The organism is Nonomuraea fastidiosa (assembly GCF_042751225.1).
GTDB lineage: Bacteria > Actinomycetota > Actinomycetes > Streptosporangiales > Streptosporangiaceae > Nonomuraea > Nonomuraea fastidiosa.
The window spans coordinates 2069691-2090831 of record NZ_CP170570.1 but is presented as its reverse complement, the minus strand read 5'-3'; the positions used below and the strand labels follow the sequence as shown (position 1 = coordinate 2090831).

The 21141-nt window shown below is 70.4% G+C and carries 23 protein-coding genes, 1 tRNA gene and 2 pseudogenes; 16 read left to right on the top strand and 10 right to left on the bottom strand.

Going from position 1 to position 21141, the window contains the following annotated elements; genetic code table 11:
- Positions 1-15 precede the first annotated feature (15 nt).
- From ACFMQL_RS09420 to ACFMQL_RS09385, 8 genes are all read left to right on the top strand, one after another.
- Entirely contained in the window at positions 16-810 is a 795-nt protein-coding gene (locus tag ACFMQL_RS09420) for a uracil-DNA glycosylase (RefSeq protein WP_364069661.1), read from the top strand.
- Between the two features lie 94 nt (positions 811-904).
- Positions 905-2221 carry an NAD(P)/FAD-dependent oxidoreductase gene (locus ACFMQL_RS09415; protein ID WP_364069663.1) on the top strand — a complete coding sequence of 439 codons (1317 nt, stop codon included), beginning with the start codon at positions 905-907 and terminating at the stop codon, positions 2219-2221.
- A gap of 81 nt (positions 2222-2302) precedes the next feature.
- Positions 2303-2833, top strand: coding sequence for an ACT domain-containing protein (locus ACFMQL_RS09410; protein WP_364069665.1), 531 nt, complete (start codon positions 2303-2305; stop codon positions 2831-2833).
- Positions 2830-3366 (top strand): peptide deformylase, encoded by a 537-nt coding sequence (locus ACFMQL_RS09405; protein ID WP_378785259.1) that lies wholly within the window; start codon positions 2830-2832, stop codon positions 3364-3366. Before ACFMQL_RS09410 ends, ACFMQL_RS09405 begins: the two co-directional genes overlap by 4 nt.
- Before the next feature lie 49 nt (positions 3367-3415).
- A tRNA-Leu gene (locus tag ACFMQL_RS09400) sits at positions 3416-3488 on the top strand.
- 566 nt (positions 3489-4054) lie between these two features.
- Positions 4055-4849: a Bax inhibitor-1/YccA family protein gene (locus ACFMQL_RS09395; protein ID WP_364069669.1), complete on the top strand. Its 795-nt coding sequence runs from the start codon at positions 4055-4057 to the stop codon at positions 4847-4849.
- Between the two features lie 165 nt (positions 4850-5014).
- Entirely contained in the window at positions 5015-5248 is a 234-nt protein-coding gene (locus ACFMQL_RS09390; RefSeq protein WP_357586258.1) for a DUF4287 domain-containing protein, read from the top strand.
- Positions 5249-5304: 56 nt separating this feature from the next.
- Entirely contained in the window at positions 5305-5712 is a 408-nt protein-coding gene (locus ACFMQL_RS09385; RefSeq protein WP_364069671.1) for a PPOX class F420-dependent oxidoreductase, read from the top strand.
- A 146-nt stretch (positions 5713-5858) separates the two neighbouring features.
- Here ACFMQL_RS09385 and ACFMQL_RS09380 read toward each other — a convergent pair whose 3' ends face one another.
- From ACFMQL_RS09380 to ACFMQL_RS09370, 3 genes are all read right to left on the bottom strand, one after another.
- On the bottom strand, positions 5859-7076 hold the full coding sequence (locus ACFMQL_RS09380; protein WP_364069673.1) for an acetyl-CoA C-acetyltransferase: 1218 nt from the start codon (positions 7074-7076) through the stop codon (positions 5859-5861).
- Between the two features lie 193 nt (positions 7077-7269).
- The gene (locus tag ACFMQL_RS09375; protein WP_378785258.1) at positions 7270-8622 is read right to left on the bottom strand and encodes a PQQ-binding-like beta-propeller repeat protein; all 1353 of its coding nucleotides are present in this window, start codon (positions 8620-8622) and stop codon (positions 7270-7272) included.
- A 74-nt stretch (positions 8623-8696) separates the two neighbouring features.
- Positions 8697-9683 carry an SGNH/GDSL hydrolase family protein gene (locus ACFMQL_RS09370; protein WP_364069677.1) on the bottom strand — a complete coding sequence of 329 codons (987 nt, stop codon included), beginning with the start codon at positions 9681-9683 and terminating at the stop codon, positions 8697-8699.
- A 127-nt stretch (positions 9684-9810) separates the two neighbouring features.
- Between ACFMQL_RS09370 and ACFMQL_RS09365 the strand changes: the two genes are divergently transcribed.
- Positions 9811-11181 carry a cystathionine beta-synthase gene (locus ACFMQL_RS09365; RefSeq protein WP_364069679.1) on the top strand — a complete coding sequence of 457 codons (1371 nt, stop codon included), beginning with the start codon at positions 9811-9813 and terminating at the stop codon, positions 11179-11181.
- A 68-nt stretch (positions 11182-11249) separates the two neighbouring features.
- Here the strand turns inward: ACFMQL_RS09365 and ACFMQL_RS09360 are convergent, their stop codons facing one another.
- Complete coding sequence (locus ACFMQL_RS09360) at positions 11250-12386, bottom strand: histidine kinase (protein ID WP_364069681.1); 1137 nt, start codon at positions 12384-12386, stop codon at positions 11250-11252.
- 138 nt (positions 12387-12524) lie between these two features.
- On the opposite strand from ACFMQL_RS09360, the gene ACFMQL_RS09355 reads away from it, so the two are divergent.
- Positions 12525-12737: a hypothetical protein gene (locus ACFMQL_RS09355; RefSeq protein WP_378785256.1), complete on the top strand. Its 213-nt coding sequence runs from the start codon at positions 12525-12527 to the stop codon at positions 12735-12737.
- 76 nt (positions 12738-12813) lie between these two features.
- Entirely contained in the window at positions 12814-13953 is a 1140-nt protein-coding gene (locus tag ACFMQL_RS09350) for a cystathionine gamma-synthase (protein ID WP_364069685.1), read from the top strand.
- A 46-nt stretch (positions 13954-13999) separates the two neighbouring features.
- On the opposite strand, the gene ACFMQL_RS09345 is transcribed toward ACFMQL_RS09350, so the two are convergent.
- Together ACFMQL_RS09345 and ACFMQL_RS09340 are read right to left on the bottom strand one after the other, a co-directional pair.
- Positions 14000-14428, bottom strand: coding sequence for a hypothetical protein (locus ACFMQL_RS09345; RefSeq protein ID WP_364069687.1), 429 nt, complete (start codon positions 14426-14428; stop codon positions 14000-14002).
- 10 nt (positions 14429-14438) lie between these two features.
- Complete coding sequence (locus ACFMQL_RS09340) at positions 14439-14561, bottom strand: hypothetical protein (RefSeq protein ID WP_364069689.1); 123 nt, start codon at positions 14559-14561, stop codon at positions 14439-14441.
- Positions 14562-14702: 141 nt separating this feature from the next.
- Between ACFMQL_RS09340 and ACFMQL_RS09335 the strand changes: the two genes are divergently transcribed.
- Complete coding sequence (locus ACFMQL_RS09335) at positions 14703-15125, top strand: DUF6292 family protein (protein ID WP_364069691.1); 423 nt, start codon at positions 14703-14705, stop codon at positions 15123-15125.
- 116 nt (positions 15126-15241) lie between these two features.
- Here ACFMQL_RS09335 and ACFMQL_RS09330 read toward each other — a convergent pair whose 3' ends face one another.
- Together ACFMQL_RS09330 and ACFMQL_RS09325 are read right to left on the bottom strand one after the other, a co-directional pair.
- Entirely contained in the window at positions 15242-15703 is a 462-nt protein-coding gene (locus tag ACFMQL_RS09330; RefSeq protein WP_364069693.1) for a VOC family protein, read from the bottom strand.
- On the bottom strand, positions 15700-16287 hold the full coding sequence (locus tag ACFMQL_RS09325; RefSeq protein WP_378785253.1) for a DinB family protein: 588 nt from the start codon (positions 16285-16287) through the stop codon (positions 15700-15702). Before ACFMQL_RS09325 ends, ACFMQL_RS09330 begins: the two co-directional genes overlap by 4 nt.
- A 61-nt stretch (positions 16288-16348) precedes the next feature.
- Here ACFMQL_RS09325 and ACFMQL_RS09320 point away from each other — a divergent pair, with 61 nt between their 5' ends.
- From ACFMQL_RS09320 to ACFMQL_RS09305, 4 genes and pseudogenes are all read left to right on the top strand, one after another.
- Positions 16349-17326, top strand: coding sequence for a YafY family protein (locus ACFMQL_RS09320; RefSeq protein WP_364069696.1), 978 nt, complete (start codon positions 16349-16351; stop codon positions 17324-17326).
- A gap of 9 nt (positions 17327-17335) precedes the next feature.
- Positions 17336-17620: a helix-turn-helix domain-containing protein gene (locus tag ACFMQL_RS09315; protein ID WP_378785252.1), complete on the top strand. Its 285-nt coding sequence runs from the start codon at positions 17336-17338 to the stop codon at positions 17618-17620.
- A 54-nt stretch (positions 17621-17674) separates the two neighbouring features.
- Positions 17675-17983, top strand: a pseudogene (locus ACFMQL_RS09310) (transcriptional regulator); the annotation flags it as partial.
- Positions 17980-18207: pseudogene (locus ACFMQL_RS09305) on the top strand (hypothetical protein); the annotation flags it as partial. The pseudogenes ACFMQL_RS09310 and ACFMQL_RS09305, both read left to right, overlap by 4 nt.
- Before the next feature lie 81 nt (positions 18208-18288).
- On the opposite strand, the gene ACFMQL_RS09300 reads toward ACFMQL_RS09305, so the two are convergent.
- Positions 18289-20250: a hypothetical protein gene (locus ACFMQL_RS09300; RefSeq protein WP_364069700.1), complete on the bottom strand. Its 1962-nt coding sequence runs from the start codon at positions 20248-20250 to the stop codon at positions 18289-18291.
- A gap of 152 nt (positions 20251-20402) precedes the next feature.
- Positions 20403-21137, bottom strand: a complete 735-nt coding sequence (locus ACFMQL_RS09295; protein WP_378785250.1) for a hypothetical protein — start codon at positions 21135-21137, stop codon at positions 20403-20405.
- Between the last annotated feature and the right edge of the window lie 4 nt (positions 21138-21141).

The window sequence follows — 21141 nt, the reverse complement described above, 5'->3', positions numbered from 1 at the left end:
GGCACCATCGGTGTCATGAGCTTCGTCCCTCCCGGCACCGGCTGGCCTGAAGACCCCGCGACCGCCGACACGCCTGTCGCGCTCGACCCCGCCGACGTGCGCCACCTCGCCGCCGGCAGCGGCACGCTCGCGGAGCTCACGGCCGCGCAGTCCGTCTGCCGCGCGTGCCCCCGCCTGGTGGAGTGGCGCGAGGAGGTCGCGCGGGTGAAGCGGCGCGCGTTCGCGAACGAGACCTACTGGGGCCGCCCCGTGCCGGGGTGGGGCGACGAACGGCCGAGCATCCTGCTGGTGGGGCTGGCCCCGGCGGCCCACGGGGGCAACAGGACCGGGCGCATCTTCACCGGCGACCGCAGCGGCGACTGGCTGTTCGCCTCACTCCACCGGTGCGGCCTGGCCGCCCAGGAGACCAGCACGCACGCGGGCGACGGCCAGCGGCTGATCGGCGCCCGTGTGGTGGCGTCGGTGCGCTGCGCCCCGCCGGACAACAAGCCGACGCCGGAGGAGAAGGCCACCTGCTTCCCGTGGATGGCCAGGGAGATCACGCTGGTCGCGCCGACCGTACGGGTGATCGTGGCGCTCGGCGGCTACGCCTGGCAGGCCGTGTGGCCGGCGCTCAAGGAGGCGGGCTACGAGCTGCCGCGTCCACGTCCGCCGTTCGGCCACGGGACAGAGGTGCCGATCAAGCGCGGCGACGCCCAGGTGACGCTCATGGGCTGCTACCACCCGAGCCAGCAGAACACGTTCACCGGCCGCGTCACCGCCCGAATGCTGGACGACGTCTTCTCAAGGGCCAGGTCACTGGCGGTGTGACGCGTTACACCACTTCTCGGCTGGCTTACGCGGAAGCCGCTGGCGTAGGCTTGTGAATGCTTTCACAAGCAACCACGAGGGATGTGGCCTCAGGATGAACAAGCACATTCTGATCGTCGGCGGCGGATACGTCGGCCTCTACACCGCACTACGGCTCCAGCGCAGGCTCCGTCGCGAACTCCGCGACGGCGAAGCCCGCATCACGATCATCGACCCCCAGTCCTACATGACCTACCAGCCGTTCCTGCCGGAGGCCGCCGCGGGCAACCTCTCGCCCCGCCACATGGTGGCCCCGCTGCGCCGTGTGCTGCCCAAGGTGCACATCCTGAACGGCACCGTCACCAAGGTGGACCACGCCGGCCGCGTCGTCACCTTCCAGCCGGCCGAGGGCGAGCCGCGCCAGATCGCGTACGACGTGATCGTGATGGCCGCCGGGTCGATCTCCCGCACCCTGCCCATCCCCGGGCTCACCGACATCGGCATCGGCTTCAAGACGGTCGGCGAGGCGATCGCGCTGCGCAACCGCGTGCTGCACCTGCTCGACGTGGCCGAGTCGACCGACGACCCGGAGGTGCGGCGAAGGGCGCTGACGTTCGTGGTGGTCGGGGCCGGGTTCGCCGGTGTGGAGGCGCTGGCCGAGCTGGAGGACATGGCCAAGCACTCCACCCGCTACTACCGCAACATCAAGCCGTCGGACATCCGCTGGGTGCTCGTCGAGGCGACGAACCGGGTGCTGCCCGAAGTCGGCCCCGAGATGGGCAAGTGGACGCTGGAGCAGCTGCGCGAGCGCGGCATCGACGTCCGACTCGAAACCCGCCTGGAGAGCTGCGTGGGCGGCCACGTGGTGCTCTCGGACGGCACCGAGTTCGAGGCGGAGACGCTCGTCTGGACGGCCGGCGTCAAGCCCAGCCCGGTGGTCAACGACAGCGACCTGCCGCTCGACGAGCGCGGCCGGATCAAGACCACGCCGATGCTGACCGTGGCGGGCACGCCGGGCGCGTTCGCCGCCGGTGACGCCGCCGGGGTGCCCGACGTGACCAACCCGGGCAAGTACTGCGCGCCCAACGCCCAGCACGCCGTCCGGCAGGCGAAGGTGCTGGCGGACAACATCGTCCGCTACCTCCGCGGGGAGGAACTCGTCCAATACCGCCACAAGTACGTCGGATCGGTCGCCGGACTCGGCCTGCATCAGGGCGTCGCCAATGTCTATGGCGTCAAGCTGCGCGGTTTCCCTGCGTGGTTCATGCACCGCACCTACCATCTGTCGCGGGTGCCGACGCTGAACCGCAAGGTCCGTGTCGTCGTCGACTGGACGCTGGCTCTGTTCTTCAAGCGGGAGACGATCTCGCTGGGAGAGATGGAGCACCCCCGCGACGGCTTCAGGGCCGCGGTGGCGACGACTCGCCGCTAGCTCGGGTACGGCAGCGCCCCGGTGAACCACGTCGCCGGGGCGTTCACGGCACCCATGTCGCAAGCGGAAGGGGTGCCACGAGTGGGTCTGTCAGCGGTGACCGTGCTGGGCGTCGACCGGCCAGGCGTGATCGCCGCGGTAACCGGGTCGCTCGCCGACTGCGGCGTGAACATCCAGGACTCGACCATGACGTTGCTGGGCGGGCACGTCGCGATGATGCTGCTGGTATCCGGCGACCTGGATCCCGCCGAGCTGACCAAACGGGTGGGCGCCCCCGACCTCGTGGTCACCGCCTCGGCGATCGCCGCCCGCCGCCACTTCTGCGGCGACGGCGGGCTCGGCGGGCAGGGCGGCGGGCTGGAGTACGTGCTGACCGTGCACGGCCCCGACCGTCCCGGCATCGTCTCGGCCGTCAGCGCCGTGCTGGCCGAGGACGGCGGCAACATCACCGGCATGAGCACGCGGCTCACCGGCCGCCTGTACGTGCTCATCGCGGACGTCGAGCTGCCGAAGGACGTCGACGTGGCGGCGCTCATGCGCAGGCTGGCCGCGGTCGGCGCGAGCCTCGACTCCGAGATCACCTTCCGTCCCGTCGAACCGGATCTGTTGTGAACCCGCGGGGACCGAGACCGACCGGCACCGTGCGGGACGTGCTCGGCGCCCCGCACCCTGTGCTGTCCGCCGTGGCGGCGCCCGTTGACCCGGGCGCGCCTGAGGTCGTGGCCGCCGCGGCGGATCTGCTGGCGACATTGCGCGGCACGCCTGCCGCGACGGGGCTGGCGGCCCCTCAGATCGGGCTGAGCTGGCGCCTGATCGCCTTTGACGCCCGTCGCCACCCAAGGAGTCGTTCCTGGGCCGGAGAGACGGTCCTCGTCAATCCCAGGCTCGCGGGGGCCGCCGATTGGGACGAGGGCCGGGAGGGGTGCACATCGATCCCGGGACTGACCGCGGATGTCCGCAGAGCCACGCGTATCACCGTACATGGGCATTTGCCAGGAACCGGGGAGAGCGTCACCATCGAAGCGGATGCCGTGGAAGCTCGCTGCATTCAGCACCAACTGGACCATCTCGACGGTCTACTCTTCTTGGACAGAGTCCCTGGGGCGCTATCACTTCACCGCAAGCTTCACACTTGTGACGCTTGATGCGAAGTTGTGCTCCTCGGAAGCATGGTCTGTTTCGTATGATTACGGCGCCCCCGTAGCCCAATGGCAGAGGCAAACCCCTTAAAAGGGTTGACGTGCGGGTTCGAATCCCGCCGGGGGCACTTGCCTTCTCCATTGACTTCAGGTCTCTGACCTGGAGCTTTACCGCGATCGGCAGGATGGACGCGGCTCAGCCGTCACCTGACGATATCGAGTTGTTATCGATTTTGTCCTGTCACCGTGCGATCACTGCTTGTTAGAGCCGGTGTCGTACGGCCCGAGCCGCCCGGCCCGGGGCCTCCGGCCGTCGGCGCCCACCGGCCGGGCGGCGCCCGCTGTTTGGCCGGCCGATAAGTTTTCGTCGGCCGTCCGATATTGACAAGCCCCAGGTTTTCTGCTTTCTTCCGGCATTGCCGGAGTTCCCTTTCTGTGAATGTCCGACTACGCCTGACAGCCATCCTTTCCGGTTCCCGAATGCTGCCATACTCGCCGCCGAGCGCATCGGAGCACGTCGACGCGCCGCCGGGCACCTGCGGAGGCGGAATTCCGGCCGCCAGGCGATCCCGGGAACTCCGCGAAGGCCCGGATCGTTGTGAACGCAGCCGAAGTCCCGTATGAACATCGTTATGAGCGTCAGTTGACCAAGGTGACGGCGCGCACCGTAGGCTCGTCGTCACAGGAGGCAGCGATGGAGAGCAAGAACCCCGTATTCAGCAGGTCGCGGCAGCAGGCCGCGGCGGGCTGGGCCGGTCCCACCCCGTCACCCGACCAGCTGCAGCACATGTACGACGCGCCGTCGTACGCACCACCGACCCGGCCGGCGTACCGGACCATGACGCTCGACGACGTCGTGGTGCGAGGGTTCATGACCCTCGGCGCGCTGGTCGTGGCCGCCGCCGCGGCCTGGATCCTCGACGTCCCCCCGATGGTCGCCATCGGCGCCGCGGTCGTGGCGCTGGTCCTCGGCCTGATCGCCTCGTTCACGATGAGCACCAACCCGGCGCTCATCCTGGCGTACGCGGTGTTCGAGGGTGTCTTCCTCGGCAAGATCAGCTCGGTCTTCGAGGGGTTGGTCAGCGGCATCGTGATGCAGGCGGTGCTCGGCACGGCGTTCGCGTTCGGCGCGGTGCTGACGGTCTACGCGTTGCGCATCGTCCGCGTCACACCCAAGCTGGTGAAGTTCACCATCGCGGCCGGCCTCGCCGCGCTCGGCCTGGTCGTCGTCAACCTCATCGTGGGCATCTTCCACGAGGGCGGCCTCGGCCTGCGCACCGACAGCCCGCTCGGCTGGATCTTCAGCGTCGCCATGATCCTGCTCGGCTGCTTCTTCCTGCTGCTCGACTTCGACTCGATCGAGCAGGGCGTCAAGCAGGGCGCTCCGGACAAGTTCGCCTGGCAGTGCGCCTTCGGCCTCACCCTGAGCCTGGTGTGGATCTACCTCGAGGTGCTGCGGTTCATCAGCTACTTCAGCGATAGCGACTGACCGTCACCGACAGTCGTGCGAAAGGGCCCCGCCGCACTGGCGGGGCCCTTTCGCTCTGCGATGGAAAATCTACCTGCCGTCACAAAATGATGCCGGGCCGAGGGGTTGCCAACCTCACTTCCGTGTTGCAGTGTCAAGCAAAGGAGCTAATCCGCGGAGGTGCCCATGTCCTTGAACCACTCACCGGAGACGCAGACGAAGCTGATCGCAAGGGTCCCGGCCATCACGGGGCGCGAACTCCCAGAGTGGTTCCAAGCAATCGACAACGGCCCGGCCTTCCTGAGGTGCGACGAGCGTGCCAACTGGCTCGCAGACGAGCACGGGCTGACCCACGGCTACGCCGCCGCGATCGTCCACGAGCACGAGCGGCACCGCCGTAACCGCATGGGCTTCATCTGAGCCCAACCGTCCTAGCCGCGCCCGTGCCGCAAGCGCGGGCGCGTCATCATGAGGGTATGGATCTCAACAAGGCCCTCGGCTTCCTTCGTGATCATCACCACGCCGTCCTGCTGACCCGGCACCGCGATGGGCGCCCGCAGATGTCGCCGGTCGTCGCAGGCGTACAAGGCGACCACGTGGTGATCAGCAGCCGCGAGACCGCGGCCAAGGTGCGCAACGCCATCCGGGATCCCCACGTGTCGCTGTGCGCGTTCACCGACCGCTTCTACGGCGACTGGATCCAGATCGACGGCACCGCCGAGGTCGTCCACCTGCCCGAGGCCATGGAGCTCCTGGTCGCCTACTATCGCGACATCTCAGGCGAGCATCCCGACTGGGACGATTACCGGGCCGCGATGGAGCGCGACCGGCGCGTTCTGATGCGCATCACCCCGGTCAAGGCCGGCCCCGACCGCCACGGCTGAGCCCTCGGCGTCCCTTTCGGCCGTCACGGGAAGCACTACGTCCGTTCTGGCCGCACTGTCGAGGCCGCGCGCCCCGTCACCGGGGTGCGCGGCCTCACCGCATGAAGCAGCCTGTCAAAGCCGCCTCAGGATCGCTTGGGACCGGCTCAGCTCAGGCGCTCGAGGACCATGGCCATGCCCTGGCCGCCGCCCACGCACATCGTCTCCAGGCCGATGCTCTTGTCGTGGTGCTGGAGACTGTTGATCAGCGTCGAGGTGATACGCGCGCCGGTCATGCCGAACGGGTGGCCGACCGCGATGGCGCCGCCGTTGACGTTGAGCCGGTCGATGTCGATGCCGAGCTCCCGGTACGACGGGATGACCTGCGCGGCGAACGCCTCGTTGATCTCCACCAGGTCGATGTCGCCGATCGCCATGCCGGCCCTGGCCAGCGCCTGCTTCGACGCTTCGACGGGACCGAGTCCCATGATCTCGGGCGACAGCGCGGAGACGCCGGTCGAGACGATCCTGGCCAGCGGCGTGATGCCCAGCTCGGCGGCCTTCGTGTCGCTCATGATGACGACCGCCGCGGCCCCGTCGTTGAGCGGGCAGCAGTTGGCGGCCGTGACCGTGCCGTCGGGGCGGAAGGCCGGCGCGAGCGTGGAGACCTTCTCGTACGTGGTGCCCGGCCGCGGCCCGTCGTCCTTGCTGACCACGGTGCCGTCGGGCAGGGTCACCGGCGTGATGTCCTTCTGCCAGAACCCGTCGGCGATCGCCTTCTCCGCGAGGTTCTGCGAGCGCACGCCGAACTCGTCCTGCTCCTTGCGGGAGATGCCCTTGATCTGGGCGACGTTCTCGGCGGTCTGGCCCATGGCGATGTAGATGTCGGGTACGCGGTCGTCCTCGCGCGGGTCGTGCCAGACCTGCCCGCCCTCGGCGAACTGCTTGGTGCGCTCGCGGGCCTCGGCGAAGAGCGGGTTGTGCGTGTCGGGCAGCGAGTCGGAGTTGCCCTTGGTGAAGCGGGAGACGGTTTCGACGCCGGCGGAGACGAACACGTCGCCCTCGCCCGCCTTGATGGCGTGGAAGGCCATCCGGGTGGTCTGCAACGACGAGGAGCAGTAGCGGGTCACGGTGGTGCCGGGCACGTTGTCCAGGCCCAGCAGCACCGCCACGACCCTGGCCATGTTGAAGCCCTGCTCACCGCCGGGCAGGCCGCAGCCGAGCATGATGTCATCGATCGAGGCGGGGTCGAGCTGGGGCACCTTGGCAAGCGCCGCCTTGATCATCTGGACGGTCAGGTCATCGGGCCGGATGTCCTTGAGCGACCCCTTGAAGGCCCGTCCGATCGGGGAACGCGCGGTTGCGACGATGACTGCCTCGGGCATGGCCCCTCCTTTGTCGGCGCTAATAGTAGAACTATATTCCAGTTCTTAGCGCAAGAGCCGACCGGCCCGCTCGCCCGGTTTCCGTAGGTGCGCGGATGGTTGGGGGTGCGACGGCCGGCAGGGCTGCTCGCCCGCTGTTCGTACGTGCCGGGCGGGCGAAGAGAGCGCGGGGGAGGGGCCGACAGGGCTGCTGTTATCCGTACATGCCGGGTGAGTCGGCCGTCTGGTCGTTGACCGCGTGCAGGCCGCCTCGCTCGTCGCGCCACAGCCGCCAGCCGTCCTGGCTGCCGGTGTACCAGGAGGGCGGGGTGGAGGCGGGAGTGACCCGCTTGCCGGTGCCGAGGTCGTACTCGCAGAGCGCGGCCGTGGAGTAGAAGCCGGGCGGCTGGCCGCGCAGCGGCAGCGGCTTGGGGTCGGTGACGCAGAACGACCACGCGCGCACGTTCTCCGGCGGCACCGGACGCCCCGCCGCCAGGTCGAAGGCCGAGCCCTTGGCGCGGTGCTGGAGGAAGCCCAGCTTGTCCATGCGGTCGGGGAAGGCCAGCCACCAGCCCGATCCTGGCACGTCGGAGGCGGTGATCTGGCCGACGACCCGCCCCGTGGTCGGGTCGAGCCTGGCGAAGCCGCCATAGGAGCCGTGGCGGTCGACGGGCCGCACGACGGGGGCGAGGCCGGGATTGCCGCTGGGATAGACGCGTACGACCGACGGCCGCATCCAGTTGATCGTCCCGTCGGCGATCTTGATGGAGAACAGCCCGAACGCCGAGACCTTCTTCGTGCGCGGGTTGGTGTAGGGCGCGACGTAGCCCACCAGGTCGTCACCGGCCGCGCCGAACGCCCAGCCGCCCGACAGGTCGATGCCGGGGCCGAGCGCCTGCTCGATCGGCTGCTGCCACTGGAGCTTGCCGGTCTCCAGCTCGTACGACTCCACCATGGGGTTGCTGGCGAGTCTGAGCAGCAGCACGCGCTTGTCGTCCGACCACTCGACCTCGGAGATGCCGGGCAGCTTCCACAGCACCTTGCCGGTCGCCGGGTCGAGCACCACCATGCGCGCCTTAGCCAGCGCGGTGTGCTCGGACAGGCACACGTACGGACCGCAGCGCTGCGGCCCGAACGTCGAGTGCACCGGCCTGCTCCACTTGCGGGCGCCGGTGCGGGCGTCACGGGCGATGAGCGTGGCGTTCCAGCGGCCCTGCTTGCCCGGGTCGAGCGCGACCACCACGGCCTGGTCGCCGCTGCGCACGAGCGCGGGGGTGGAGACGCCCATGCCGGGCAGGCGGCCTGCCATGGTGGCCGGGTGCGCCCACAGCCGCCGGCCGTCGCGCAGGCTGAGGGCGACGGTCTCCAGCGCGCCTTCGGGCTTCATGGAGGTGACGGCGACCACGTCGCCGCCCACGGCCATCCTGCTGACGACGTTGACCTGGGTGTTGTGCCAGGAAGGGAAGGCGGAGGTGGCGGCGTCGCTGCCGGAGCAGCCGCCGGTGGCGAGGCCGGCGGTGAGGGTTGCGGCGAGGGCGAGTGACGGTTTCCACGAGGGCCGGCGCACGGGCAATCCACTCCAATGAGGACGGGGAGTGGCGGCTCGGCAGCGGAAGGTGACCGGCCGAGGGTGCGCAGGTGTCAGGGCTCGTTGACCGCCTCGCCGAGTCGCCGGCGGAACAACGTCGCCCACTTGCCGTGCAGGCCCGTCGCCCGCCCGTCGACCCGGGTCGCGGAGACCTCGGTGCCGGGCTCCTCCGCGGCCGTCGCCGCCGCGAGGTAGATCGGTTGCAGTGCTTCGCCGCGCGCGGGACGCGGCTCTGGCCACAGCCCCAACGCAGCGCACACCGACGGTAGCACCGCGTTAGCGGCCTGCGCGTAACCTCGGTCAGATGGATGGAAACGATCCGGTCCGAACATTTCTGTCGGATTTGTCGCGAACTCGGGGCCGAGGACGTCGGCGAACGCCACCGTACGGCCGCCCGCGTCCACCACCGCCACCGTCTGCGCCGCGGCGAGCTGCCGGCTCCAGCGCCGCGTCACCCAGCGCAGCGGCTGTGCGATCGGGCGTACGGTGCCGAGGTCGGGACACGTGCCCACGACCACCTCGGCCCCCGCATCCCGCAGCCGCCGCACGGCCTTGGTCAGATGGCGTACGGCGATCGCGGGCGGCGTCTGCGTGATGATGTCGTTGGCCCCCACGAAGATCACCGCCAGGTCGGGTTTCATCGGCAGCACCGCGTCGACCTGCTCGGCCAGCTCGGCCGACGGAGTGCCCGACTTGCCCACCACCTTCAGCTCCACCGGCCGTTCGGCCACCACGGCGAGCCCGTTGGCCAGCATCACCGCGGGCGTCTTGGCCGGGTCGGTCATGCCCAGGCCCACCGAGGTGGAGTCGCCCAGCATCGCCATCTTGATCGGCTCACCGGGGAAGTCGGTGCCGTAGACGCCGTCGGAGGGCGGCCCGTCCAGGCCGTGCGGGCGGCCGATGGCCTTGCGCGCCAGCAGGCTCTCCGCGATCAACAGCCCGTAGGCGGTGGCTCCGAGCGCCGTCAGACCGCCGCCTCCGAACGCCGCTGCCGTCGCGATCTTCTTCGCCGCGCGTGCCATGCCTGCCGGCCACACCACGTACGTGCCCTCCTCAGTCGAACTCGGCGGTAGCGTTTGCTTGAAACTAACCGAGGGCCGGCCACCCCCACTGGACCTCGGCCATCGGCAAGCTGACCAAGCTTCGGCAAAGAAGGTGAACACCCCGGTGCGCGTTTACGATTCCCTTGTCGACCTGATGGGCAACACGCCACTCGTCAGGCTGCACAAAGTCAACGCGGGCGTGCCCGCACAGGTGCTCGCCAAGGTCGAGTACTTCAACCCTGGGGGTTCGGTCAAGGACCGCATCGCGGTACGCATGATCGAGGCCGCTGAGAAATCCGGCGAGCTGCGCCCCGGCGGCGTGATCGTCGAGCCGACCTCGGGCAACACCGGCGTCGGCCTCGCCATCGTGGCCCAGCAGAAGGGCTACAAGTGCCTGTTCGTGGTGCCCGACAAGGTGGCCCAGGACAAGATCGCGGTGCTGCGCGCGTACGGCGCGGAGGTGGTGGTCTGCCCGACCGCGGTCGCGCCCGACCACCCCGAGTCCTATTACTCGGTCTCCGACCGGCTGGCGCGGGAGATTCCCAACGCCTGGAAGCCCGACCAGTACTCCAACCCGAACAACCCGGACTCCCACTACCACTCGACGGGTCCCGAGATCTGGGAGCAGACCGAGGGCCGGGTCACGCACTTCGTGGCCGGCATCGGCACCGGCGGCACGATCAGCGGCACCGGCCGCTACCTCAAGGAGGTCTCCGACGGCCGGGTGAAGATCATCGGCGCCGACCCGGAGGGCTCGGTCTACTCCGGCGGCACCGGGCGCCCGTATCTCGTGGAGGGCGTCGGCGAGGACATCTGGCCGGCCACGTACGACAGGAACATCTGCGACGAGATCATCGCCGTGTCCGACAAGGACTCCTTCACCATGACCCGCAGGCTCGCCCGCGAGGAGGGGCTGCTGGTCGGCGGGTCCTGCGGCATGGCCGTGGTCGCGGCGCTGCGGGTGGCGGCCAAGGCGTCGCCCGACGACGTGGTGGTCGTGCTGCTGCCGGACGGCGGCCGCGGCTACCTGTCGAAGATCTTCAACGACGACTGGATGGCCGACTACGGCTTCCTGACCACCACCTCCGACGAGGGGCTGGTCGGCGACGTGCTGGCGCGCAAGGGAGGCGGGCTGCCGGAGTTCGTCCACGTGCACCCGCACGAGACGGTCGGCACGGCCATCTCGATCATGCGCGAGTACTCCGTGTCGCAGCTGCCGGTCATGAAGGAGGAGCCGCCGGTCATGGCGGCCGAGGTGGTCGGCTCCATCGTCGAGCGCGATCTCCTCGAAGCCCTCTACCATGGCAGGCTCTCCTCCGACGACCCGATCTCCGATCACATGTCGGCGCCGCTACCCACGATCGGCAGTGGTGAACCTGTGGCCATCGCGGTGGAAGCGCTGGAAAAGGCCGATGCGGCCGTTGTGCTGGAAGACGGCAAGCCGACCGGGCTGATCACCCGCCAGGACCTGCTGGCCTTCCTCGCCAACCACTGACGCTCCCGGCGCTCCGGTGGCGTCGTGCTCAACGCGCGTGCGGCGCCACCGGGGGCCTGGCGGCCGGGTCAGGGGAGCGGGAACTCTGCGACGACCTCCCACGCGCCCTCGGGGGTCGGGCCCGCGTAAAGCCTGCCGCCCAGCGCCTCGACGCGTTCGGCCATGCCCACCAGCCCGAACCCGCCGCCGAGCCGGGAGACGCGCGGGTCGGCGTCCGAGCCGAAGTTCCGCACCCGCAGCACCACCACCTGGTCCACGCGGCGCAGGCTCGCCTCCACCCAGGCGGTGCGGGAGGCGTGCTTGCGCACGTTCGTCAGCGCCTCTTGAAGCACCCGGTGCAGGGTGGTCATGACCTCGGGCGGCAGCGTACGGTCGTCCAGGCCCTGGCCGATCTCGAAGGCCACCTTCGGCCCTTCTGCCGAGAACCGGTCGGTCATCATGCGCAGGTCGGCCAGCGTGACGCCGGGCGTCCTGTCGGCGCCGTCCTCGGCTCGTAACACGGTGACCATGCGGCGCATCGAGGTCAGCGCGTCAGTCCCGGCCGTCGCGATCGCGTCCAGTGCGGGCAGCACGGCCTGCGGGTTGGTCTCGGCGACCGTACGCGCCGCCTGGGCCTGCACGACGATGCCGGTGATGTGGTGTGCGACCAGGTCGTGCAGCTCCCTGGCCAGCTCAAGGCGCTCGGCCCGGCGTACGGAGTGGACCGCCTCGTTGCGCCGTTCCTGCTGGAAGCGCAGGTAGCCGCCGACGCCCGCGGTCAGCGACCAGCTCGCGAACAGCAGGAACGAGGCCGGCAGCCCCACTTCGACACGTCCGTTGGCCTCCGTCATCAGGACGAACAGGTTGAGACAGGCCAGCAGGGCGGCATTCCGCACGGGCTCGACGTGGCGCAGCACGCCGAGCATGAGGATGAGCAGCGCGCCCGTCTCCGTCATGCCCGGCAGGCCATGCTTGCTCGTGGCGGCGATCGCCGTCGTCGCCACGAACGACAGGCCGAGCACGGCGAGGAACCCCTGCGTCCGGTACTTCTGCCGCAGCATGAGAGCCGCGCAGCCGGCCGCCCCGCAGACCGGCACCAGCCACTGCGCGCCCCCGAGCTGCCAGGCGGCCGCGACGTCGAGCAGCAGGAGCAGGCCGAGCCAGCCGTACATGGCCAGCTCACTGAGCCGGCGGATCCAGTACACGACGCGTTTGGAGCTCACCACGGCCTTGAGCCTAAGCCGCAAGTCGGACATCTCGTATCAACCGTTCGGCCGAGTGGGCTTCCCGGAGACCAGCCTTAGAGCCGAGGTGGAACAGGCGGGCCCTGGACGATGCTGAATCGTGTCGGAAAGGGGACAGACATGATGGTCATCGGATTCACCCTTCTAGGGGCCGGGCTGGTCGTCGCGGTATTGCTCGCGCTGGCCGATCCGATCCTGCTCTCCCGCATCAACGGCGAGCCCGCCGAGGGCGCCAAGGGACGCTTCATCAAGGCGGACCCCGTACGCGAGGCGGAGGTCGTGCCGCTGCGCGCGCGGTCCGGCGGGGACCGGCACGCGACCCGCGCGGCCTGACCGCCGATCCGGCCACGGTCCGGGCGGGGGGCGTGGGTCGTCTTGAGCGGTGCCGGCGTCCACTAACGTGGCTGGTATGAGCAACGGTTTTGAGACCCTGGCCATTCACGCAGGTCAGGAGCCCGACCCGCTGACCGGCGCGGTCGTGCCGCCGATCTACGCCACGTCGACCTACAAGCAGGACGGCGTGGGCGGCCTGCGGTCCGGATATGAATACAGCCGCTCGGCCAACCCGACCAGGACCGCGCTCGAAACCGCGCTGGCCGCCGTGGAGGGCGGGGCACGCGGGCTCGCGTTCGCCTCGGGCCTGGCCGCCGAGGACACCCTCCTGCGTACGGTGTGCAAGCCGCAGGACCACGTCATCATCCCCGGCGACGCCTACGGCGGCACCTATCGGCTCTTCGACAAGGTCCTCAGGCGCTGGGACCTCCACTACGACCCCGTGCCGCTGCACGACCTAGACGCCGTGGCGTCCGCCATGACGCAGAAGACCAGGGTCGTCTGGGTCGAGACGCCCACCAACCCGCTGCTCGGCATCGCCGACATCGCCGGCCTCGCGCAGCTCGCCCATGACAACGGCGCGCTGCTGGTCGTCGACAACACCTTCGCATCGCCGTACCTCCAGCAGCCCATCACGCTGGGGGCCGACGTGGTCGTCCACTCCACCACCAAGTACGTCGGCGGGCACTCCGACGTGGTGGGCGGCGCGCTGGTGGCCGCCGACGCCGGGCTCGGCGAGGAACTGGCCTTCCACCAGAACTCGATGGGCGCGGTGGCCGGGCCGTTCGACGCCTGGCTGACGCTGCGCGGGCTCAAGACGCTCGGCGTCCGCATGGACCGCCACTGCGACAACGCCGAGCGCGTCGTCGACCTGCTGCTCTCCCACCCGAAGGTGACCGAGGTGTTCTACCCGGGGCTGCCCGACCACCCCGGCCACGTGGTGGCGTCCAAGCAGATGCGCCGGTACGGCGGCATGGTGTCGTTCCGCGTCGCCGGAGGCGAGGCGGAGGCCGTGGAGGTGTGCAACCGCGCCGAGCTCTTCACGCTGGGGGAGTCGCTCGGGGGAGTGGAGTCGCTCATCGAGCACCCCGGCCGCATGACCCACGCCTCGGCGGCGGGGTCGCCGCTTGAGGTGCCCTCCGACCTGGTGCGGCTGTCGGTCGGCATCGAGACCATCGACGACCTGCTCGCCGACCTCACCCAGGCGCTGGCCTGAGCCGCCTCCGACGGTGGGCCCGGGGGCGGGCCCACCCGCAGGAGCGCTACTCGGGCACCACCATCAGGAAGAGGATCACCAGCCAGATCACCGACAGCAGGCTGCTGATCGCGGCGATCCGCCCCTTCTCCACCTTCGCGTCGTCCTCGGTGCTCTCGCTGGAGAGTGCCTGTACGGCGGCGCGCAGGTCGCGGTCGATGATGAAGAGCAGCACGACGCCCACGATGAACAGCGTCATCGACGCGCTCATGTACCACCGGCCGAGCACCCCGTTGCCCATCACGATGCCGAGCACCAGGCCGAAGACGAACACGCCGAGGCTGCCGATGGCGTAGATCCTGGTCGTGCGCTGGATGAAGCTCAGCGCTTGCACGTTCTTCTGCCGGATCACCCGGGGCGCGGACATCGTCGCGGCGACGATCGGGCCGAGCGTGAAGATCGCGAATCCGATGTGCAGCCAGAGAAGCAGGGACATGCCGGAGAGACTAGTCCCCGGTGATCTCGCTGCGGGACTCGACACTCTCTTTGCTCTTTGCCGAACAGTGCAAGCACAGCTCCATGGCCGCCACCGTGACGACCATCAGCACGACGAGGAGCACCGCGAGCATATGGGTCCCCCTCCTTCCCCGTCAGGGACGTAAATACCGTCCGTAATGACTAGACGGCTGTGCATCGGAATAAGTTCGGCGCCGGTATGGTTGTTCAACGCCGCTTTTTCCTTACCGTTTGGGCACAAGGGGGTGCCGTCTGTGGCCATCAGGCATGTCGAGCCGTACACCGAGGAGTGGCTGCACCAGCCGATCAGCTACGTGCAGCGCGTCGTCGAGGTGCTCGGGTCAGAGGTCACGGATTGGTGGGAAGGCCCCTGTGATCCGCGCTGCGCCACGGTGCGGCTGAGCGATGGCACCGCGCTGGTGTGGGACGAAGAGAGCGGGTGGCGGTTCGGCCGGTTCGTCTCCGGCGGGCGCGGCCTGCAGACCGAGCTTTCCGGCGTCCGCTACCTCGGCCACGGCCTGCTGCCGAGGCCCGAGCGGGTGCCCGAGGCGCTGCGCGACGCGCGGGCCGGGGTGGGAGCCAGCTCGGCCTGGCGGCCCTGCTACCGCTCCCACCGCAACTGCCGCGACGGGTTCGACGTCGCACTCGACTTCTACTCCCGCCTCGTCGACGCCTGACCCCGCCCCTGTTGAGCTGTCCCTGTCGAGCTGTCCCCAGTCCGGGGGTGAGCGCCCGCTGAGGGCCCCCGCGCCTCGCGGGCTTGCGAGCCGCGTGCTCGCGGCGGTCGCGCCGCTCAGTCCAGGCAGAACTCGTTGCCCTCGGGGTCGAGCATCACGATGAAGCCGCCGCTCATCAGATCGTCGGGCTCGTGCCTGCGCACCCGGGTGGCGCCCAGCTTGAGCAACCGCTCGCACTCCGCCTCCAGCGCAGCCATCCGCTCGTCACCCTCAAGGCCGGGCGCCGCACGTACGTCGAGATGCACGCGGTTCTTCGCGGCCTTGCCCTCGGGCACCCGCTGGAAGAACACCCGGGGCCCGACGCCGTCCGGGTCCTCGATGGCCGAGGCCATATTGCGCTGCTCCTCGGGCACTCCTGAGCGCTCCAGGAACTCGTCCCACGCGGCCAGCGGGTCGGCGCCGTCGGGCACCTTCACGCCGGGCGGCGCCGGGTGGACGTAGCCCAGCACGTCCCGCCAGAAGGTGGACAGCGCCTTAGGGTCGTGGGCGTCGAAGGTGATCTGGACCTGACGGCTCATCGCTGGGCGCCTTCCGTGGTGGCGTGGGTGTGCAGGTAGAGGTCGCGCAGCAGGCAGACCTCCGCCAGGTGGTGGATCAGCTCGCGGTGGATGTGCTGGATGAGGGCGGCCATGGGCGCCTCGGGGAAGGCCTCCGTCTCGCCGATCGGGCGGCGCAGCTCCTCCTCGCTCAGGCCGCGCACCCCTGCCAGCCAGCGGTCGAGCTCGGTGTCGAGCTGGTCGAGCGCCTCGGCCGCGGTGCCCGCGTACGTCCAGGTCTCGTACGACGCCGGCGGGCCGCCGAAGTGGTTCGCGCTGCGGACGGCGAGCACGCCGACGATGACGTGGCCGAGCCGCCAGGCGATGGTGGTGAACGGCGCGGGCTTCGGCTCGGGGAAGGCGAAGTCGATGGTGAAGTCGCCGGCACCGGCCTGTATGGGCGCCGTGGACTTCCCGCGCGGCCACACGCTCCACGGGTTCGGCACCGGCGACCAGAAGTACTCGTCGTCGGTCAGGCCCTCGAGGCGGGGACGCAGCTGGTTGGCCCAGTGCCATGCGATCTGCTCGCGCAGCGTCTGGTTCCAGTCGATCTCTTTCCTGCTCATGCGCCTAGGCTGACACCCCTAGCGGACAGGATCGGTCCGCATTCTCTGGCATGGTGAAGAAATGACTCTGGCGGGCGAGGACGAGCGCGGCACGACCGAACGGGTGCTGACGCTGCTCGGGCTGCTCCAGCAGCGCCGGGTCTGGACCGGGCCCGAGCTGGCCGAGCGGCTCGGCGTGACGCCCCGCACCGTACGGCGCGACGTCGAACGCCTGCGCACGCTCGGCTATCCGGTGCACGCGAGCCAGGGCGTCGGCGGCGGCTACCAGCTCGGCCCCGGCCAGGCACTGCCGCCGCTGCTGCTCGATGACGAGGAGGCGATCGCCACCGCCGTCTCCCTGCTGGTCGGCGCGGGCGGCGCGGTGGCCAGCGCGGGCGACGCGGCACTGCGGGCGCTGACCAAGCTCGACCGGGTGCTGCCCACGCGGCTGCGGCACGAGGTGCGCGCGCTGGCCGACTCCGTGGAGTCCTTCGCCGGGGGTGGACGTCCGCCGATCGACTCCAAGGTGCTCATGACCCTGGCCAGGGCGTGCCGCGACGAGGTCGAGGTCGCCTTCTCCTACCCGTCCAAGGAGGGGCGGCGGACGCGGACGGCCGAGCCGTACCGGCTGGTCGCCTCCGACCGGCGCTGGTACCTGCTCGCCTTCGACCTCGACCGCGACGACTGGCGCACCTTCCGGGTCGATCGGATGAGCGAGGTGGCCGCCCGCACGCGGCGGTTCCGGGCCCGGGAGGCGCCCGACGCGGCGGCGTTCGTGCAGGAGGGCGTGGCCAGCCGGGTCTACCGGTACCAGGCGCGCTTCCTCGTGCACGCGCCGTACGACACGGTGCGGGCGCAGGTGCCGTCGGCGGCGGGCGTCGTGCTCGATCGGGGCGGCGGGCGCTGCGAGGTGATCACCGGCGCGGACAACCTCGACTACATCCTCGTGCACATGGTGCTGCTCGGGCACGACTTCAAGGTGATCGAACCGCCCGAGCTCGCCGCCCGCTGCCGGGAACTGGCCGCCCGCCTTCTCGCAGCCGTACCGGGAGACTCTTAGGGTGGGGACGTGACCGCCAGCTCACGCCGCCGCCGGCAGCTCAAGGACTTCCTGCGCGCCAAGCGCGGGGCGCTCACGCCCGCCGGCGTCGGGCTGCCCGACGCCGGCCGCCGCCGCACTCCCGGGCTGCGGCGGGAGGAGGTGGCGGTGCTCGCCGGTGCCGGCGTGTCCTGGTACACGTGGCTGGAGCAGGGGCGCGACATCAAGGTGTCCGACGCCGTGCTCGACGCGGTGGCCCGCGCGCTGCTGCTCGATGAGACGAGCGCGCACACCTGTACGTGCTCGCCGGGCTGAACCCGCCGGAGCCCGCGGGACGGCCGGGCGCGCCGGTGAACGCACGAGTTCGCGCCGGACGTGGTGGCCGACTTCCGCGCTTCGGCGGCGCGCTATCCGGAGGACCCGGTCTTCGATCGGATCGCCGACGAGCTGTGCGCGGCGAGCCCGGAGCTCGCCGAGCTGTGGGCGCGCGGCGACGTGAGCTCCCGTTCGCAGGGCGTCAAGGCGATCACGCATCCCGAGGCCGGCGACCTGGTCTTCGCGTACTCGCTGTTCCGGTTGCCGGACCGGCCGGATCTGAACGTGGTGCTGCACACGCCCGGCCCCGAGACCAACACCGAGCGGAAGCTGGCGAGCCTGGTGGTCGTACACCCAGGATGAGCCGGCACTGCCTCCTTCCGGGCCGTCCCCGCACGATGGACGGCATGAAGGCGATCACCATTCCCGCATTCGGCGGTCCTGAAGTGCTCCGGCTCGACGACGCCAAGGCACCCGAGCCCGGGCCTGGGCAGGTCTCCATCGACGTGGCGTACGCGGGCGCCAACTTCGCCGAGATCCTCTACCGGCAGGGGTTCGTGGACGTGCCGCTGCCGTTCGTGCCGGGCATCGAGGTGTCCGGGCACGTCAGGGCGCTGGGCCCCGCAGCAGGGAGGGCAGCGGCGGGTGCGGTAAAGGCGCGGGGCCGGTCAGCGGCGGGTGCGGCGCAGCCGCAGGAAGTCGCTCACGACGTACTCGCCGAGCCGGTCGGCGCTGGGCGAGAAGACCCGGCCGCCGTTGCGCCGCGCCACCTCGTCCACGAACTCCTTCAGCCGGTCGTCGGCCGCCAGCATGAAGATGTTGATCGTGGCCCGCCTCCGGGTCATCTTGTCGACCTCGGCCAGCGTCAGCTCCAACGTCTCGTGCGAGGGCGGCCACTCGAACGCCGAGCGGCCGTTGCGCATGAGGTGTGCGGTCGGCTCGCCGTCGGTGACGACCAGCACCACCGGCTCGAAGTCGGGGTGGCGGTCGAGGTGGCGTCCGGCGATCAGCAGGGCGTGGTGCAGGTTGGTGCCCTGGACCATGTCCCAGTCGAGGCCGGCCAGCTCGTCGGGCTGCAGCACCCTGGCGTAGTTGGAGAAGCCGATGATCTGTACGGCGTCCTGCGGGAACTTCGAGGCCACCAGCGCCTGCAGGGCGAGCGCGGTCTGCTTGGCGGCGGCCCACGTGCCGCGCAGCGCCATCGAGTACGACAGGTCCACCAGCAGGCAGACGGCCGCCGCGCTGCGCCGCTCGGTCTCGGCCACCTCGAAGTCGTCGACCGACAGCCGCACACCGACCCGGTCGCCGAGTGTGACGCCGCCGCTGCGCACGCCGTTGACCAGCGTACGCACGACGTCGATGGGCTGCTCGTCGCCGAACCGCCACGGCCGCGACGACCCGGTCAGCTCCCCGGCCGCGCCCGCGTCGTGCTGGTCGTGGTCGCCCCTGCGGCCCGCGTCGAGCGAGGAGAAGACCCGGCGCAGCGCCGTCTCGCCGAGCCTGCGCACCGCTTTGGGCGTCAGCTCCAGCTTGCCGCGCTTGCGCAGCAGGTAGCCCTGCTCCTCCAGCTCGCGTTCGATGCGCTTGAGCGCTTCGAGGTCGTCCACGGCGGAACGGCCGAGCGCACGGCGTACGGCGGCCTCGTCGATGTCGTCGAGCCGCGCGCCCGGGTAGTCCTGGCGCAGGGCGGTCTCGAGCTGGGTGAGGTCGGCCAGCTCCTCAAGGGCGGTGACGGCATCGCCCATGGCGAGCGGCTCTTCGCCGGTGAGGCGTTCCGGGGCGTTCCAGGCCAGGTCGGGACGGCGGGCGTAGAGGGCATCGCCGAGGCGGCGCATCTCGTCGGCCAGGCCCGCCTGCTCAAGGGTCTGGTTCATCAGGTTGGCCAGCTCTTCGCGCTGGCGCGGCGTCATCGACGCCAGCATGCGCTGGGTGGCGGCGGCGCGGCGGGCGAGGATGTCGACCAGCTCGTCCAGGTTCCGGGGCTTTTCCGGGAACAGGTCGCCGTACTTCGCCATGAACTGCTCGAAGTCGGCCTGGGTGTGCTCGCCGCGGGCGTCCTTGTCGAGCATCTCGTTGAGGTCCGCCATCATCTGGCGGATACGCTCCATCGCCTGCGGGTCAGGGTTGGCCAGCGCGTCGCGCAGGCCCCTGAACTGGCTGTCGAGCACCTCCCTGCGCAGCAGGTCGCGCAGCTCCTCGAAGGTCTGCCTGGCCGCCTGGGAGCGCCAGTCGTACGTGCTCAGCTCCTGGATCGCACTCGCGGTGTCCTCCGGCAGCGCGTCGAGGCCCGCCTCCCGCAGCCGGGCCTCGTCGGACGGGTCGGGGAACAGCTCGGCACGCTCCTGGCCGATCGCCTTGTCCAGCAGCGCCCTGGCCCGCTCCAGCGTGCCGTCGAGCCGGCCGCGCTCGCGCAGGTCGCGGCGGCGCTTGCGGACCTCCCTGAGCATGTCGTCGAGCCCGCGTCGCTCCCGCGCGCCCGGCAGGCCGCGCTTGAGCAGGTCGCGCAGGGCGTGGACCGGGGTCGAGCCCGACAGGATGGCATCGCCCATCTCGTCGAGCGCGGCGCGTACGTCGTAGGGAGGCGCCAGAGGATCGGGGCCGTCGTGGTACTCGCCATAGCGGAAGGCCATCACGAACCCACGCTAACCCCGAAAAGCCTCCCATGGCTTACGCCCAGGGCTGAGGACCTCTCGAACGGCCCCGAGCACTGGAGATCTCTGGAACCGGCCGCGCGCGGCTCGGGAACCCTGGATCCGGCCCCGAACCCGCGACCGGCTCCCCGTCAGGCGTCGCCGAAGACCTCCCACACCTGGTTGAGCGCACCGGCGCCGGGCGTGTAGTCGATTTTCGCCAGGACGGGGTACTTGACGGTCTTCAGGGCTTTCGTCAGGTCCGTCCACCCGCACGGCTTCTTGCCCAGCCCGTTCCTGCCGGCGTTGACCGGGCGGCCCGCGAGCCAGCCGTCGCCGCAGCGGGCGGTGGTGCGCAGGAACGACGTCGCGTACGTGTAGCCGAGCTTGACCGTCTTCCCGCCGCTCGCGAACAGCACGGTCGTGTCGTTGACCCGCTTGATCGTGCCGGTGGCCGTCCGCGGCTCCGGCCACTCGTCGAGCAGGATCTCGTTGATCCGGGTCGCCGTGCCGCCCCGGTATTCGACGCGCACGGGGACCGGCCCCTGGGCGAGCGTGGCGGTCAGGTCGGAGGGGGTGCAGCGCGTACGGCCGAGGCCGTTGCCGTCGAGCGCGACCCTGCCCTCGGTCTCCTTCAGGTCGCAGGCCGTGGTGACCCGGCCGTAGGCCGCCTTGGCGTAGCCGAGCCGCAGCTCCTTGGCCCCGGCGGTGCTCGCCAGCCGGTGGAACTTCGTGCCCTTGACCCGGCTCGCCTTCTGCGGGATCAACCGCAGGCGGCCTTCGCCGTCGGCCCAGGCGTACCCGTACGCGGACGTGGCGGCCTCGGCGGGCACGGCGAAGGCGCCCATGACGAGAGCGGCGGCGGTGGCACAGGCAAGCAGGCGCATGACG